A 16,033-nucleotide genomic window follows, 5' to 3' on the forward strand; every position below is an offset into this window, starting at 1 on the left:
CGGGGAAAGGGCCTCTGATTTTTGACCCGGGAGGCTAATCGGGAGGCTACGGCTTCTCTTTCGCCCCGTCGCTGCCCTGACCAGGAAAGATTTCGTCCATCTTCGTAGCGCCTTCGGTGAGCACTGGTCGCAGCTCGTGCCGGTAGACCTTCTCTGTCACGTTCGTGCTGGCGTGCCCGACCAGCCGCGAGATGTCTTCGATCCGGACGCCCTTGCTCGACAGCAGCGAGACGAAGCTGTGCCGAAGTTCGCGAGGCGTCCACATCGCAGGGTCGAGCCCGGCCGCCTTGACCACCTTCCGAAAGGCCCGGCGCACATTGGCGGCATCGAGCTGCGTGCCGATCTCTGAGGCAAAGACCAGGTCGAGGTTCTGCCAGCGGCGTCCTGCTGCCTTCCTCCGAACCTGCTGGCGCTCCTGGTGATCCGTTAGTGCCTCCACACAGCGCTGTGCCAGCTCAAGTGTTCGCCGGGACTTGAGCGTCTTGGTATCGCCTCCCTCCCGCACGGAGCGCCATACCTGGATCGACGGTGGTACGGGAGGTTCGGCCTTCGGCCTGCCAGCAAGGTCGAGGTTCGACCAGGTCAGCGCCCGCAGCTCCTCCGTTCGTGCTCCGGTCAGCAGCGACACCACGATGTAGGCGTGCATCACCGAGGATTCGGCAGCTTGCAGGAGCGTTTCTGCCTGGTGCAGCGTGAGCGATTTCGACGGCCGGCCACTCTTGCCGGTCGGGATCTCACAGAGCATCACCACGTTGCGGTGCACCTTCTCCCTCGCCTGCGCCCGCATGATCGATCGACGCAAAATCGAATGGAGCCGGCGGAGGGTGTCTGTGCTGAGCACTTTGGCTTTCTCGGCAAGCCAGTCGTCCACCTCGTCGGCGGTCAAGGCCTGGAGTTTCTGAGCGCCGAGAGCTGGGATGACGTGGGTGTTCGCCAGGCTGCGCAGATTCTTGACGGTCGTCGCTTGACGCTTGTGCAGGCCGAAATCGAACCAGTCGTTGACGGCTTCCTCGATTGTGTAGTCCTTGGCTGCGAGGGCGGCGCGGTCCTCCGCTTGCTTCAGCTTCTCCTTCAGCTTCGCTTTAGCAGCAGTCTTGGTCGTGGCGCTAGCCGTGATCCGAGGCCGTCGCGTTTTGCCCGCCGGGGCGGGTCCTAGGTACACGACTGCGATGTACCGATTCTTGCTGGCATCCCAATGGATGCCACCGTCGCCCTGGCTACGCCGCTGCGGCACTACCGGCCTCCTTCGCTTCCATCTTCAGCAGGTTCACGTACTCGGTGATGGCGTCGGCCGGGACACGGCGGCTTCGGCCTTCGGACACGGTTCCGAGGCGGCCCAGGCGGATCAGCTCGTAGACCTGGCTGCGGCTGTAGTTCAGCAGGACGACTGCCTCGGCAACGGTGTACAGAGCGCGAGTCGGTACCAGCGGCGTCACGGTGGAGTCGGTCACGCGAGTGGCTCCTTCGGAGTAGCGAAATGGCCTGACAGAACTGACAAAACTGACAAAACCTTCATGGTCATCGGTCCTCCGCAGGGGCGATCAGGACGCGCGGGTGTACCTCGTAGGAGTGGGAGGGACGGCCGCCCTTGCTGCTCTTTTCGGTTGGCTTGAGCCTGATGTGGCCGTGTTCGGTGAGGAGCCTGAGAGCTGGGTCCAGGTCGTCGGCAGTCGGGAATCGGTTGCTCTGGAGGCCGCGTAGCGCATCACGGCGAGCGAAGGTGGCGCGACCGGTTCGGTCGCAGAACTTGGTGATCCAGGCAAGTACGTCGCGGGCGTCGTCGAGGTCGGGGTGGGACCGGCCCATGAGGTCGTAAACGGCTAGGGCGTGGTCGAGGTAGTAGCGGCCGACGCGTTCGGCGGCGTGCATGGTGTCGGCGCTGATGGCGCCGGCGTAGCCGGTGGTGAAGGTGTGGGCCAGGTGGAGAAGTGCGGCGATCCGGACGACGTGTCCAGCGAGTTTGGAGGCCCAGTCGGTGATGGGTGCGAGTTGTCCGGTCCGGGGGTGGAGTCGGGGTTCGATCCAGTCTTGGAAGTCGAGCAGGGCTTGCCGTGCGTCGGGGGTGAGTTCGAGGCGGTGCGGGGTGTCGTTGTCGGCCAGGAGCAGGACGAGGGTTTGCAGGGCGTCGCGGTAGGTGGTCTCGGTCGCTTCGGGGACGGGGGTCGGGGTGTTGTTGCGCCGGCCGACGGTGTTGACGGGGAGGCTGTAGAGGATGCGGCCCAGGACGCCTCGGTCGCGGAATCCGGGCTGTGCTGCGAGGCCTTGGAGGGTGGCGGGTTGGGTGGTGACTCCGAGCGTCATGGCGGGCCGCTCGATCGCCTCGGATTCGCGGCCTTTGCGGTCGACTTGGATGGTGTCGCCGACATGGGCTTTGAGGAACACGGCGAGGTTGGGAGCGGCTGAGTAGCGGGTGCCGGTGAGGGTGGCGAACACGTCGCCTTCGGCCGACAGCACGGCGATCCGGCCGCCCTGTGCGGCCATCAGCGACACGCACGCTTCCGGGGTGACGTCGTCGGTCATCAGCCGGGGAACTGCGGGTACGACGATGGCGGCGGCTTCTTTGGCGGCGGCGGTCGCGGCGGCGAGCGCCTCTTGTGGGTTGACGGTGGAGCGTTCGGCTTTCTTGGCCAGGTCTTCGGCTTTCGCGTGGGCGATCCGGGCTGCGAAGTCGGCTTCGGTGCGCTGGTCGGCGGTCGCTTCTTGCAGCGCGGCTTCGGCGGCGTTGAGGGCGCTGGTCATCGCCCGGAACACCGGCGACTTTCGCGAGCCGGGTGGCAGGGCGATCGTGGTGTAGAGGTTGACCTGTTCGAGCCAGGACCGGTCGACCTGGACCAGCACCTTGCCGCCGGCGGCCGTGGACAGGCACGCGAGTGCCACGCAACCGGCCAGGTCGGTCGGGGTCTGGGTCGCTTCGGCGACGGCGCTGACCTGGTCGGCCAGCCATGCGGGGAACACATCGACGGGGAACGGCCTGAGTATCCGATCGGTCTTCAGCGGCACGGGTTCGCCGTCCCAGGGCGGCATTTCGTTGCCCAATGCATCAGTGCCCGCGGTGACGCCGTCGGCGCCCATTTGGTCGTGATGCCTGGGTGTGTGCTGAAGGTTTTGGGTTTGCCTGATCGGTGTCGGTGGTGTGATCGGCTCAGGGTCGAAGGGGTCTTCGGGTGGCTCGATCAGGTGCCAGTCGATGTGTTCGGTGCTCATGCTGCGGCGATCCCTTCGGCACGGAATCCGCCGGTGATGGCGGCTCGGATGTCTCGGTCGCTTTGCTCGGCTGCGTGTCCTGCGTCGGTGAGTACGGCGATGGCGTCGTCCTGCTCGATCGCTCCGAGCAGGACAAGGCGTGCGACGCCTCTAGCAGCCCCGTAGAGGGTCGTGCGGCGCTTGCCCTGCGGGGCGTTGCGTACGGCGCTCAGGTGGGCGGCCAGGAGCTTGTCCGGGTGGGAGATGCCCCCGCCTCCGGATCGGGTGGCCGGGAGGCCGGCGGGCGCTGTCCGGATCGGCTCGGGCGGTTCGCAGGCGGCCAGAAGTGCGGGAGGGGGCATCTCCACGTCGGTGGCGTGCCTGCCCCACTGGTAGGGGCGGTGGGTGCGGTGGTGGATCGAGGGCGGCAAGACGACGTATCCGCCGTCTGCTTTGACGTCGATCCCCGGTCGTTCGGGCATCGGGCGCGACCCGATGTAGTGGCCGGGGTGGCGGTAGTAGAGGTGGAGTCCGCCGGACCCGCTGTGGACGTGCAGGGTCCGGGGCACGAGCCGTTCGGTCATCAGAGCGGACAGGCTGTGGTCGCCGCCGTGTGCGGGGTCGACGTCGATGACGAGCAGTCCGGACGCGGCGCCGGTGCGGACGGCGAGCTGACCTTGCGGGACAGCGGCGACGATCGCGGCGACGCGGGCGGGGTCGGTCGTGGCGGCGTAGAAGCCGTGGCAGGTCAGGTGACCGCAGCTCGCGGGATCGTGCGCGTCTTTGGGGCAGGCCTCGCAGTTGGCTACGGGTCGCTTGGAGCGTCCGAGCACGAACACGGGCCAGCCACGGTCGGCGGCGTCCAGGGCGGCGGTCAGCAGGTCTGTCACAGCAGGAATCCCTTACTCGAGGAGGGTCAGGCGGCAGTCGCGTAGCTGTCGGCGTAGGCCGGCGTCTGGCAGTCGACGCAGCGGCCGTCGCTGGTGGGGATGCAGTAGTCGGCGACCTGGTGGCACTGCCCGCAGGTCCGGCGGGCCTGCATGGCTTTGTCGAGGGCGTTGAGCTGGGCCGGGGACGCGGTCCGCGACGGTTTGGCCAGGTCGAGGCGGTAGAGCCAGGCCCACCGCTGCCCGTTGCGCCACACCAGCAGCGCGTAGGGTTCCTGCCCGCCGGGACACATCCGCATTGCGCGGAGCTGGCGGCGGGCGGCCAGGCCGCCGGGTGCCCACCGGTACCGGAACACCGGTGTTCCGTGGTGGTCCCAACCGAGTGCGTACTTGCCGTTCCACAGCTCGATCCACTGCGACCGGGCCGGGTGCAGCGATGCGCGTTCCATCAGCGTCGCGGCCATCAGAAGTGCCACCACCGGCGGCGCGTTTCGGCCTGGTCGAACCGGTCGCGGGCGGCCAGCGCTTCGGGCGTCTCGTTGTCGGTGGAGTAGGAGGTGAAGTCGGCCAGCGCGGCGCGGTACTCCTCAGCCGGACTCAGCGCCTGCTCGTCGTCGGTCTTGCGGGTAGTGGTCTTGCGGGGTTTGCGGGCCATGGCGGTTCGGGTCTCCTGAGCGTCGTGGTGCGGGCTGGTCAGCGGTTGCGGCGGTTGCGGCGGGCGTCGATGAGGCGGCTGCCGACGCGGGTCCGGCGGCCTGTGCCTTTGCAGCGGCGGCAGTTGCGGAACGCCTTGCCGCGCGGGGCGCGAGACTTGCCGGAGCCTGCGCACTTGGTGCAGTTGGAGTAGGGAAAGATCAGGCAGCCGAGGAGGTAGAGCGCGATGGCCGCGAGGCCGGTTCCGATCCAGACGGCGACGCGCTGGTTGTGGGTGAGTGGCTGGTTCTCGGTCACGATGCTGGCGGGTACGACGGTCGAGGCGAACAGCCACAGGAGATGGTTGGCGGGCACCACAGTCAGTCACCTTCTGTAATCGGGTCGGGGCGTGGGAGGTGGAGGCGATGACCTTGTTCGGGGCGTCGCCGGAAGATTCGGGGTTGAGTTAGCTGGCGGGAATCGGGTTAGGTTCCTCACTCGGCGAGTGAGATCGGGGCAATGTGGCTCTGACCTGCGGTTAGTTACCGAGTTAGCCGGGTTAACCGGCGCCGGAAACGGCCTGGTCAGGGCGCTGAGAGCAGCGTTTCCGGCGCCAGCCTCGGGGTTAACTGGCGATCGTGTCGGTGTCTTCGTCGGTGTCGTCGGTCGCGCCGGCGTCGCGCTGCCGGAGGACGATCACGTCACGGACGGTAGCGGGATTGAGGGGGAACTTGTTGCCGGTCGAGGGGACCTTGATGCCGTGCTCGGCGGCGAGGATCTCCCGCAGCGTCTTGCCGGACAGGGACTGGTACGGCTGCCAGGTCGGGGCGAGATCCCGCAGCAGGGCGGGCACGTCGGCGATCGGCACCAGCTCGTTGTTGAGGACCTCGTCCAGGTCGGCGAGCAGGTCGCGGGTCTCGATCTCCGGTCGCCGCGAGTCGCCCGGCGCGGGCAACTCACGCTTGGCGATGGCGGCCAGCGCCCGGTCGATGATGGGCGTGATCTGGTCGTTGCCCTCGGCACCATCGAGGAAGTACCACTGCAACGTCTCGAACTTGGCGGCGGTGAAGCCCTTCACGATCGCCGTACCACGGTTCTCGCCGGGGATCAGGTCAGTTGCCCGTACCCCCTGCTTGAACGCGCCCTGACCGAGCAGGCCGTCGTTCGCGACATAGTCCTGCACGTAGAACGCGGTGTTGTTGGTGCAGTTGCGGGTGACGTCCTTGGGCAGCGACGTCGCGGTCGGAGCCTGCGTCGAGACCCGGAAGTGCATGCCGCGCTTGCGTCCGAGCTTCACCAGCGCGATGGCGTACTTGGCGATCTCCGCGCCGTACTCCTCGTGCTGGAACGCCACGTGAGCCTCTTCCAGCAGACCAACCAGCGGGTGCATACCGACGTTCTTGTCCGCGAGTTCACGGGTGACCTGCTCGACCTGGTAGGCCTTGAGCAGCTCGCCGCGCCGCTCCATCTCCTCGAACATCTCTTTCAGGTCGTCGCGGATCTGCCGGATCGACTCGTCGTCGGCACCCATGACATAGCGCGAGCAGCGGCGCTTAAACCGCTCGAAGTCGAAGTTCTGGTCGGGCACCCAGATCCGCATCTCCACGGTCGGGTCCAGCGCGCATCCGGCCATGAACGTCTTCGACGCCGAGGACTTGCCCTGACCCGGTGCGCCGCCCACGATCGAGTTGCGGCCCATCACCGGTTCACGCAGCTCGTCACCGCGCAGCGACTTGCCCGCCGGGACGCCCTTGAACACGTCTACCAGGCCCTCGGTCAGCAGCGGGTACGGCCCGGGGCCACCGGCCAGCGCGCCCTTGTCGGCGATCCACAGGTCCAAGATCCCGGCTTCGTCGCCGGTGGTGGGCCAGACCTCGGAGCCGGCGCGGTGCAGGCTGGTCGCGAGAGCGACGCGGCGCTTGGAGATCTCCGCTGCGGGCACGCCGCCAGGCAGCCGGATCAGGGCGTGCGTGCCCCGGCCCTGCTGGCGTGCCGGGGTGATGAACTGGAGCTTGTAGCCCTCCTTCAGGTAGCGGGTGATGTTCGGGATGCGCAGCGAGTCCAGCGCGCGGGCGATCGTCGTCTCATCGATCGCGAGATCGAACTCGTTCTCGCCGGTCGTCACGAGCCAGCTCGGCGGCTCCGCACGGCGCTTGCCCTCGCGATACATGGCCAGCACGAACAGGAATGGCGCGGCGACCAGGAGCAGACCCCACACGAACGACACCGCAGCGATCACGAAACCGATCACGGCGAAGAACCCCAGCCAGACACCCGTGAACGATCCGTTGCCTGTGAGCTTGGTCAGCACGGCGATCACGAACACGGCCAGCGGGATACCCAGCAGCGTCGCGGCCAGCACCTTGACCAGGCCGATGAACAGCCGGGGCAGGTCCATCAGGCGCTTGTGGCGGCGCTCGGTGGCCATCTCCTTGCGGTCGGCCCACTCCTTCAGAGCCTCCCGGTCACCGGCCGCCTCAGCGGCCTTCATCTGGCGCCGGTACATGCCGAACGTGGACGCGTCGTAGGCACGCTTGGCGAACGACTCCGCACCCTGAACCACCGTCCACGTGTGGCGCAGCGTCGCCTTGCCGACCTTCATCGTCGGTTCGTGGCCCTTGACCGCGACCGCCGCCGACCGCACCACCCGCACCGGCGCGGTCGCTCGCCGCACGACCAGCGCACCGCGCGACTCAAGGCGGCGGTCCAGTGCGGCAGACTCCTCCTCGGACAGGACCTCCCCCTCGATGACGTCGGCGTCGTGAACCTCGGCGGCAGCGTCCATGGCGACCCGTTCGGCGTCACTGTGAACGATCCCGTGAACGTCCTCATGAATGCTGTCCTGAACGGCCTCGTGGTCGCTCGTGTGGTCGGTGTCGTAGAGCCGGTGAACGTTGCTCTGCTCGTCATCGGGCATGCTCATGCTCCTTTCACGTCGACCAGCAGGACGCGGGGCGTGATGCCCTCGGCGGCGGTGCCGATCAGGTCACAGGTGGAGTGGTTCGGCGAGGCCCACACGGCACCGGACTCCCGGCCGTGCGACGCGGCGGCGATCCCGCGCGCCGGCCACAGCTCGACCGCCGCGACGACCATGACCGCCACCTCGTCGTAGTTCACGTCGTCGGTACGGGTGAGCAGCCAGAGCTTGAGCGTCATCGGGCTTTCTCCTGCCAGGGTTGAGAACTGAGCGCCGAAGTTGAAGTTCATGCCGCCACCGCCTGCGAGCCAGCCAGGTCACCGACGCTGTGACCGAGCGATTCGGCGACAGCGGCGACCAGGTCGCGGGCGGCGGGTGGGGTGACGGCGTTGCCGAGCTGGCGGACCTTCTCGCGCTTGTTGCCGAGCACGACGTAGCCGGGCGTGAACGCCATGCCGGCGCCGATCTCGTGCGGCTCCAGCATCCGGAACAGGCAGTCGTCCACGGTCGGGGTCGAGTACTCCAGCAGTGACTGATGCCCGGCGGTCGTGAGAGTCCGCAGCGATTCACCAACAGGGGTGGACATCTCGGCACCGTCGCCGGTGCTGGTGTTGTTGCGCATCACGAGCGCGAACCGGTCGTGCGCGGTGAACGTGCCGTGCGGGTCGTCGGTCGTGCGGGTGGTTGCGTTGCCGTAGTAGGGCATCAACAGGCCGTGGTGGTTGCCAGCGGCGGCGAACGTGTCGAAGACCTGCCCGACCCCCTTGGCGGTGTTGTTGGCCCGCAGCGGCACAACCAGCGCTTCGGACTCGTTCGCGGTCCGGGTCCGCATCACGTCGGCGACGCTGGTCGCGGCGTCGTTCCAGGTGCCGCCCGCGGGGACCAGCAGAGCGGATTCGTTGCGGGTTGTCTGGGTCCGCAGTACCGCCGTCACCGGTGTTGCCTGCTTGCCGTCGCGGCCTTCCATCGGCACGACCAGCGGCGCACCCAAGCGGGCTTGGCGTTCCAGCGCGGCACCGATCCGGGCCATGGTCTTGTCAGCCAGCGGGCGGGCCTTGTCGCCGATCCGCTGACCCGGAATCGTCCAGTCGATCGCCGAAGATGCAGGAAGCCACCCCGGCTCAACCACGCTGTTGCGGCACGAGACGCGCGGGCAGCGCCACACGTACTGAGCGCGGTAGCGGCCCCACGCCCTGTCGGGCTTCTTCCACGCCTGCATCGCGCGCACCACCTCGTCACAACCAGGGCAGTAGGCCAGTGGGCGGGTCCACTGGTCCAGGTCCGGGCAGCGCGTCGTCTTCAGGTGCGCCACCGCGTAGAGCCGGTCGCGTGACTGCGGCGCGGGCCGCCCGCCGGCCTGGGCGTGCATCGAGTTCATGTAGACCACGTGCAGGCAGTAGCCCAGCGCGGCCCAGCCCGCGCGCCACGCGGGCCACATGACCCACTTGGCCGCGTCAACGACGTTCTCGATCACGACGGCGGCGTAACGGTGGTACTCGGCGAACCGCAGCGGGTCGAACATCGACACCCGCGACCGCTCCGCCGACTCCAGCGGCAGCACCTGCCCGTACAGATCGGGCGTGGAATCGACGTTGCGCTTGCGGCCCTTGGCCTGGGAGTGGTTCGTGCACTCAGGCGAAGCCCACAGCAGATCGGTGCGCGGGTAGCGCGACGGGTCGACCTGCGACAGGTCAGCACAGTCGTGGTCCGCGCCGGGGTGATTCGTGTTGTGACTGTCCACCGCCAGCCGCCAGTGATTCGCGGCCATCCGCACCGACACACCAGGCACCATCGTCGCGCCCGTCGAGGAGCCACCGGCACCACAGAACAGGTCAGTCATCGTGAGCGTCATCAGGCAGCCGCCTTCTCGATCAGGGCCACCGCGTCGGCGGAGGCGAGCTGGTCACGGACACCGGTGGCGACCTTGGCCGACAGGCCCGCAGAACAGCCGGTCATCTTCCGCGCCCAGGCCGGGGTGACCTGGTCCGCGGGGGTCTCGGGGTCGGCCTTGGCCAGACCCAGCGCGACGTAGTCAGCCAGCAGCATCCGGCCCGTTTTGGCCGTCTTCTTCCGTGACGACGGCCTGCGCGTTGACCGGGTCGCCGTGGTCTTGGTGGCCACTTCGGGAGATGCCCCGCCCGCCTCTGCAGGAGCCGATTCCAGCGCCACCGGAGGCGGGGGCATCTCCTGCGTTACTACCGGCACGGCCAGCGGCTCAGCGGCCTTGTGCGGGTCGGCCAGCACGGCGGCCTGCTCGGCGCGCAGTACCGCTTCGGTCAGCCTGTCCCGCAGTACCGGGGCGGTCTCGGCAGCGCAGAACACCAGCAGCGGCGGGACCGAGTGCAGCACGATCCCGGCAGCGTCGCCGTGCCCGAACGAAGACCAGGTGTTCATCACATAGGTCGCGGCGAACGCGAACCGCTTCGTCCGGCGAATCCACGGCCCGGCGTCGGTCACCTGGTACCGCGCGGTGATCTGCTCTGCCCGCAACACCGCGATCAGGACCAGCGACACCATCGGGTCCAGCAGCCACGCAGCGATCCACGGCAACGATCCCACCGTAGCGCCAGCGGCGGCGAACGCCTGGACGTTGACCATCGTGAACGCCAACCCCAGAACGATTCCCAGCCACATGCACCGGTCAACCTGCGTGCGGATCGACTCGACCCGCAGCGCCACAACGTCGGGGTGAGTCGACAGCGCCCGGACCTGCGACGCCTCAGCCGCCTGAGCCCGCAACTTGTCCACGCTCGTTGCCTTTGCCGGGGCCGGCGGGGCCTGTACGAGTGCGCTCATCGGGCCACCTCCTGGCCGTTAATGATCTGGCGGGCATCGGTCAGGAACCCCGACAGAATCCACAGATCGCCGTACGCGGTCGCCTCCTCGGCCGAACCGGCCGGGGGCATCTCGTTCCCCAGCACGAACTGCACGAGGTAGGCGAAACGGGCGGCCAGCTCGCCACTTACAGCGGCTCCAGCGGTCTCAAGACCGAGCTTCTCGGCCCACACCTCTTCGAGGCTTAGCGTCCGCCGGCTCATGCCGCGTCCTCCGTCTCCGGGACGCGGTGGCCCAACTCGCGGGCGGCCTTCAAAACCACGTGCTCCGCACGGCGGACCCGACGTCGGTCGAGCTCTGACACCGCAGGACCGATGCTGAGCCTTGCGATCTCCGCGTCCAGCTCCGCCAGGTCGGCTGCGATCACCGGCCACTCACGCTCGATCGCGGCCAAATCGGCCGGGGTCGGGTCCTCGCCGCTGACGGATGCAAGGTGGATGATGCTCATTGGGTTTGCTCCTGTTCGTGAAGGGACTGGCGCGGCCCAGACGCCTCGGCGGTTGCCTCCGCCGGGGCGTCGCTGCGAGTCGCGCCAATTGACGAAGCGAAACTAAGTTGCGCAACACGGTATCGCTTGATTCTGAGTTGCGCAAGCGAGGCGCGATACACTGCTTGGGTGAGTGACCAACGCGAAGACCTGGCGACCGCGACACGTCGGTACCGGCGGACTGAGTCCGCCCACGAAGAAGCGCGGCAAGAGGTGCTCTCTGCTGTGCTGGCGGCACTGAAGTCCGGCGTACCGCCGACGGAGGTTGAGCGGCTATCACCGTTCACAGCTGCGTATATCCGCAAGATTGCGCGGGCTGAGGGTGTGCCTCCCGCCGCCCCTGGCCCCAAGAGGGTGAGTTCCTGAGTGTTCAGCTCGGTCATGGCCCTAGCGTCGGTGCGGATTGGGCTCCCGCTGTGCACTCGGCAGGCTGCGCACTTTTTTGCGCATTCACCGGGCAAGGCCGCGGTTCACTAGGGGAGACCACAGCAACGAGGGGAAGTGCAGATGCACGTAGGAGAGCGCATCGGGGCCTACCGCAAGCGACGCGGCATGTCCCAAGATGCCTTGGCCGGCCTCATCGGAATGTCCCGCTCCTGGTTGTCGCAGGTCGAACGCGGCATCCGGGGTGTAGATCGCCTGTCGACCCTGAATGACCTAGCCACGGTCCTGCGAATCGACGTGGCCGATCTCATCGGCCGCGATTGGGTTCTCGCCCCCGACGCCTCAGAGCAGGTGACTGCTGTTGACGCCGTCCGCAGTCAGCTCGCGGGCTACCACCACCTGCTAGGGGAGCAGGCATCGCCTTGGCCTCTCCCGCAACTACGAAATGGCGCTGTGCAGGTGCACCAGGCCTACCAGGCTGCGAGGTATCAGACCGCGACCGCGATGCTTCCGGACCTCATCCGGGCCGCCGATGCCTACGACGGATTCCAAGGCCGCGACGGCAGGGAGACCCATCTCGCCCGGTGCTCGGTGTACTCGGCTGCGGCGAAGCTCCTGACCAAGGTCGGTGAGCATCAGCTCGGTTGGCTGGCGGCTGACCGCGCCACACATGCTGCCATGGCTGCCGAATCGAAGACGGCCCAAGGCATGGCGGCGTACCAGGTGGTCTGCGCCTTGCTCCGCAGCCAGCGAACGGATGACGCCGAGCGGGTCGCGGTTAGATCTGCTGAAGGTCTGATGCGCCTGACTGGCTCCGATGCCCCGGATGCAGTCTCACTCGCCGGTTCGCTCTGGCTGATCTCGTCCGTCATAGCCGCCCGACGGTCTGACCGAGCTACCTCTACCGAGCGCCTGGCGACAGCCGAACAGCTCGCCGGCCTACTCGCCCACGACGGCAACCATTGGTGGACTGCCTTCGGACCAACCAATGTCCTGATCCACAAGGCATCTGTCGCGGCTGAGTTCGGTGACCCGGCCGGCGTGCTGCGTGTCGCCACCGAAGTCGACCCCGACGCCATGCCTGCCGGTTTGCAAGGCCGACGCTCCCGCCTTCACATCGACCTCGCATGGGCACAGGCTCAGGCCAAGAATGACATGGAAGCGATCCTCCACCTCCAGCAAGCCGAGCGCGTCGCCCCCGAGTCGATCCGCTACCACACCATCGCCCGCGAGTTGGTCCGCGAAATCCTCAAGCGCTCCCGCAAACCGACCCCGGCTCTGAATACCATCGCAATCCGTGCAGGAGTCCTCACGTGACCGACCGCACCCTCTACATCGTCACATGCGGTGCCCCGCTCGCCGCGCGCGTGGCCGACGGCGTTAGCGCCGCCCGCTCACGCGGCTGGAATCCCTACGTAATCCCGACGGACGCAGCTCTCCCATGGCTTGAAAGTCAAGATCTAGCCGACGTCCCGATCCTGACGGGCAACCGCAAGCCCACGGAGGCAAAGCGCGCGCCCAAGGCTGATGCGATCGTCGTGGTTCCGGCGACCTTCAACACCCTCAACGCCTGGGCTAATGGCAACGCCAACACCTACCCGCTCACGACCCTGTGCGCCGCCCTCGGCTCGCGAACGAGGACGGTCGCGGTCCCTTTCGCCAAAACTGACCTCGCAGGCCATCCGGCCTGGCTCGCCTCGCTTGCCGTACTCCGATATGCGGGAGTGCGGGTGGTCGATCCGCACGATGGCTCGACCGCCTCGCTGGATCCAGTTGAGTCCGGCACGGGGGACCATATCGCCGAGAGCTTTCGATGGGATTGGGTTCTTGGCGAACTCGAGCCTGCCGGCGAGACTCGGGGTCCCTAAATCTGGCCCGGCCCGGCGGCATAGGAGGGAGTGTGAGACGCCGTTGGCGCGCACTCAACTGGACGTTTGCATCTAACAGATCCCGGGAGTAGGCGTGAGTAATCCATCTTTGGCTGCGGCAGAAAGTCCGGAGCCATACAGCCCAATCAGAGACTTTGCAGATTTCGTGGGGTTGCAGCTGGACGAGCGCCAGCATCACCAGCTCGGACATGCGATTGCCGACCGGGTGGATCACATAGGGGGCAACAATCATCGGCAGTGCCTCGATGTGATCGTGCGAGCCGCGGCGGTGGAGACGGGGGCTGTCGAACTGCTTTACGAGACGACGCCTGGCGCGACTATGTCGGTCGCTCTTGATGAAGATGGTTGGCAGGAGAGGTTCGGCAACGACGATTCACCGGCCCTTGGGCACATCGAGGCCCAGTTGTCTGTCTACGGTGATATTGGCAATGTCCCCGATCGATTCACGGAGGTCTGGTTCCGAGAGCTGCACCGCCAGGTCACGCAAGGCCAAGAAACCTTCACGGTACATACGCCGATCGGGGCTCAGGAGAGGGTCCTGCCGCGCGGTCAGTACAAGGAGACCGCAAATGAAGTGCGAACTAGAAGCGGCCGCCGCTATCTATATGCCCCAGTAATCGATACTCAACCGGAAATGGCGAGATTGGTTGACGCGCTCAACTCCGACGAGTTTCACCAGGGCAGCGCGATTCTTCAAGCAACGTACGCTCATTGGGCGATTGCGCATATTCACCCTTTCGCGGACGGTAACGGCCGTGTAGCGCGTGCGGTCGCTTCGATGTTCCTCCTGGCCGGCGATGGCGTACCTTTTCTGGTTTTCGCAGACCGAAAGTTCCCCTACTTTCAGGCGTTGGAAGCGATGGATCGGGGTGACCTTCAGCGCGGCTTAATGTATTTCGAGAATCGATGCTTCGATGCTATGGCATGGTTGATCGAGTTACTTGACGCGAATGAGTCCCCCAAGGGCGAGGATCTAGCATCAGAGCTTCGAGCCCTGCTTGAGCAGTCGAATACGCCCATCGAGAGTCGAGATGACGCAGCACACCGTGTCCTTCGGGCGATCGCTTCGGCGCTGAAGAGCGCTGGCACTCAGACCGAAGAGTTTGCCGGATCGGTAATTGTCCGAGACGGTCATGATCGGTTTGTGCCGGAGCGGGGTTACAGGTATATCGAGGGGGACAAAATCTCCGCCGAAATAAAGCTCCTGCGCGGTCAGCAACTAACCAACTCATTTTCGCATATCGACTTTGCGATTGTCACCAACGTTGGCGTTGCTATGCGGCGCGAGGCGCAGGTCGAAGTCCACCTATCAATGGCTACCGATAGCCGCCACGCGGTAGTAGTCAGAAGTAATGCTCCCGTTGCAAACATCTATCTGAGACTGGAAGATATTAGCCCAAATCTTAGTGCCTCAGCGGATATCAGGATCGATACCTTCGCCTCCCGGGTGTTCGCTTGGACGCTAGCGAAACTCGTGGAGGAGGCTCGGTCGCTGCTCCTCGAACACGGCCGAGCACGCCTGGAAATCGAGCCGCCCGTTGCGGCGTCCGGCGACACCGAAGCCTGAAGGTGGAGGAAGCGGTGGGCATGGCGAGACGGTCGTCCAGCGTGAAGCACAACACCGGTGGGTTCTGTCAGTTTTGTCAGTTTTGTCAGGCCACCTGCGGGTTCGGCCCCGGTCTCGTGGTGAGGTGCCCGCCGCTCCGTGGTGATGCGCTCGCTGAGGGACGGCCGCGAGCCCAAGCGCGGCATTTCTAGGAACTTTGAGATTCTCGAAACATGCACGCCTGAGGGATCCGTGCGGTAGACCAGTGCTTAAGGGCCTCCCAGTCTGGTCAGAGCGTTGTCCCCCCGTAAACCTGCTGGCTTAATCTCGGCCAGCGAGGCTGCCGGGGCCTCTTCAGAACAAGCCGGGGGAGGGTGCCGGCTCCACCTCAACCAGTCGATACGTCGGCCTGCTCGCCGATCCATTGCCTCTACGAGTGACCACTCGCTCCAGCGTCGCCTTCACCCGCTGATCTAGGAGCTCCTTGGCTCGCGGAATGAGGTCAACGTCTACGAGACCTTGACGGTCGGGGCCGTCCTCTAGTTGAAGGAAAAACGTCTGGCGGCTAAAACGCATCCCATCTAGTCGCCCGTAGATGGGAGACATGCGAGTTACAACCGTGTCAGCGTCATGGAGCAAGTCGTTGATGTTCTCGGCCTGGGCGCTTGTGACCGTTGAGTGGACTACTTCGTCCTGACTCAGGAGCAGGAGCGACAGCCCGGCCAAGGGCCGTGCCGCGTCCGCGACCTCGCTAACAGCGCGACGCTCAGGCTGACGCAGGGCGAGGAGTCGTTCGCTAGCGCCAGAGTCATCTGGGCTACCCGGGAGAATGTTCGCAAGACGAGCCATAGCGAGTTCAGCTACGGTTTCGCTGCTCATCCCTGGAAGTGACGGTGGTCGCTCCGGTAGAAACGCGATCGCGCCAGTAGGCGTGGGCCTCGTGTAGACCAATGCCTGGCGAAAGCTCTCCGCGCCCAGACGGACTACATCTGAATCAGGATGTGTGATCGCGGCGCCGACGAATGCGATGGCCCGCGCCATGGACGCCTCAAGCCGTCCCTGCTCGTGTGCGGGGAGTCGACCACCTGAGTGGGAGGACACTTCTAGGACGACTAGCCCCTCGATCGGAAGGGCGACGTCGCGCGGCGCAAGACGGTTGAAGCAGGCGATGAGGGAGCCTGCTGCCAACTGGTCGTAGTCAGGATCGCCAGAGTTGGGTGTGATCCGACTCGCGGCGCTGACCCGTCGTCGGATCTCGTCGATGTCGACCAT

General features: G+C 66.2%; 17 protein-coding genes. 3 read left to right on the forward strand and 14 right to left on the reverse strand.

Going from position 1 to position 16,033, the window contains the following annotated elements:
- Positions 1-46: 46 nt before the first annotated feature.
- The 13 genes from ABD116_RS19135 to ABD116_RS19195 all read right to left on the reverse strand — a co-directional run bounded on the left by ABD116_RS19135 (position 47) and on the right by ABD116_RS19195 (position 10,903).
- Positions 47-1,234, reverse strand: coding sequence for a tyrosine-type recombinase/integrase (locus tag ABD116_RS19135; RefSeq protein WP_343971562.1), 1,188 nt, complete (start codon positions 1,232-1,234; stop codon positions 47-49).
- Complete coding sequence (locus ABD116_RS19140; protein WP_343971565.1) at positions 1,218-1,451, reverse strand: helix-turn-helix domain-containing protein; 234 nt, start codon at positions 1,449-1,451, stop codon at positions 1,218-1,220. The genes ABD116_RS19135 and ABD116_RS19140 overlap by 17 nt, the downstream gene beginning before the upstream one ends.
- A gap of 67 nt (positions 1,452-1,518) precedes the next feature.
- The gene (locus tag ABD116_RS19145) at positions 1,519-3,204 is read right to left on the reverse strand and encodes a YfjI family protein (RefSeq protein ID WP_343971568.1); all 1,686 of its coding nucleotides are present in this window, start codon (positions 3,202-3,204) and stop codon (positions 1,519-1,521) included.
- The gene (locus ABD116_RS19150; RefSeq protein ID WP_343971571.1) at positions 3,201-4,073 is read right to left on the reverse strand and encodes a bifunctional DNA primase/polymerase; all 873 of its coding nucleotides are present in this window, start codon (positions 4,071-4,073) and stop codon (positions 3,201-3,203) included. Before ABD116_RS19150 ends, ABD116_RS19145 begins: the two co-directional genes overlap by 4 nt.
- 26 nt (positions 4,074-4,099) lie before the next feature.
- A complete protein-coding gene (locus ABD116_RS19155; RefSeq protein WP_343971574.1) occupies positions 4,100-4,534 on the reverse strand; it encodes an RRQRL motif-containing zinc-binding protein in 435 nt (144 codons plus the stop codon).
- Positions 4,534-4,725 (reverse strand): hypothetical protein, encoded by a 192-nt coding sequence (locus tag ABD116_RS19160; RefSeq protein WP_343971577.1) that lies wholly within the window; start codon positions 4,723-4,725, stop codon positions 4,534-4,536. Before ABD116_RS19160 ends, ABD116_RS19155 begins: the two co-directional genes overlap by 1 nt.
- A gap of 38 nt (positions 4,726-4,763) precedes the next feature.
- Complete coding sequence (locus tag ABD116_RS19165; RefSeq protein WP_343971580.1) at positions 4,764-5,078, reverse strand: hypothetical protein; 315 nt, start codon at positions 5,076-5,078, stop codon at positions 4,764-4,766.
- Positions 5,079-5,328: 250 nt separating this feature from the next.
- Positions 5,329-7,620 carry a cell division protein FtsK gene (locus ABD116_RS19170; RefSeq protein ID WP_343971583.1) on the reverse strand — a complete coding sequence of 764 codons (2,292 nt, stop codon included), beginning with the start codon at positions 7,618-7,620 and terminating at the stop codon, positions 5,329-5,331.
- Positions 7,621-7,622: 2 nt separating this feature from the next.
- A complete protein-coding gene (locus tag ABD116_RS19175; protein WP_343971586.1) occupies positions 7,623-7,859 on the reverse strand; it encodes a hypothetical protein in 237 nt (78 codons plus the stop codon).
- A gap of 47 nt (positions 7,860-7,906) precedes the next feature.
- Positions 7,907-9,472, reverse strand: a complete 1,566-nt coding sequence (locus ABD116_RS19180; protein WP_343971589.1) for a DNA cytosine methyltransferase — start codon at positions 9,470-9,472, stop codon at positions 7,907-7,909.
- A complete protein-coding gene (locus ABD116_RS19185) occupies positions 9,472-10,416 on the reverse strand; it encodes a hypothetical protein (protein ID WP_343971592.1) in 945 nt (314 codons plus the stop codon). Before ABD116_RS19185 ends, ABD116_RS19180 begins: the two co-directional genes overlap by 1 nt.
- On the reverse strand, positions 10,413-10,658 hold the full coding sequence (locus ABD116_RS19190) for a hypothetical protein (RefSeq protein WP_343971595.1): 246 nt from the start codon (positions 10,656-10,658) through the stop codon (positions 10,413-10,415). The genes ABD116_RS19185 and ABD116_RS19190 overlap by 4 nt, the downstream gene beginning before the upstream one ends.
- A complete protein-coding gene (locus ABD116_RS19195) occupies positions 10,655-10,903 on the reverse strand; it encodes a DUF6284 family protein (RefSeq protein ID WP_343971598.1) in 249 nt (82 codons plus the stop codon). Before ABD116_RS19195 ends, ABD116_RS19190 begins: the two co-directional genes overlap by 4 nt.
- Positions 10,904-11,449: 546 nt before the next feature.
- On the opposite strand from ABD116_RS19195, the gene ABD116_RS19200 reads away from it, so the two are divergent.
- The 3 genes from ABD116_RS19200 (at position 11,450) to ABD116_RS19210 (ending at position 14,782) form a co-directional block, all read left to right on the forward strand.
- Positions 11,450-12,643 (forward strand): helix-turn-helix domain-containing protein, encoded by a 1,194-nt coding sequence (locus tag ABD116_RS19200; protein WP_343971879.1) that lies wholly within the window; start codon positions 11,450-11,452, stop codon positions 12,641-12,643.
- Entirely contained in the window at positions 12,640-13,194 is a 555-nt protein-coding gene (locus ABD116_RS19205) for a flavoprotein (protein ID WP_343971601.1), read from the forward strand. The genes ABD116_RS19200 and ABD116_RS19205 overlap by 4 nt, the downstream gene beginning before the upstream one ends.
- Positions 13,195-13,288: 94 nt before the next feature.
- The gene (locus ABD116_RS19210; RefSeq protein WP_343971604.1) at positions 13,289-14,782 is read left to right on the forward strand and encodes a Fic family protein; all 1,494 of its coding nucleotides are present in this window, start codon (positions 13,289-13,291) and stop codon (positions 14,780-14,782) included.
- 333 nt (positions 14,783-15,115) lie between these two features.
- Here the strand turns inward: ABD116_RS19210 and ABD116_RS19215 are convergent, their stop codons facing one another.
- Positions 15,116-16,033: a hypothetical protein gene (locus ABD116_RS19215; protein ID WP_343971607.1), complete on the reverse strand. Its 918-nt coding sequence runs from the start codon at positions 16,031-16,033 to the stop codon at positions 15,116-15,118.

It is taken from the genome of Kribbella koreensis (assembly GCF_039525325.1).
GTDB classification, from domain to species: Bacteria; Actinomycetota; Actinomycetes; order Propionibacteriales; family Kribbellaceae; genus Kribbella; species Kribbella koreensis.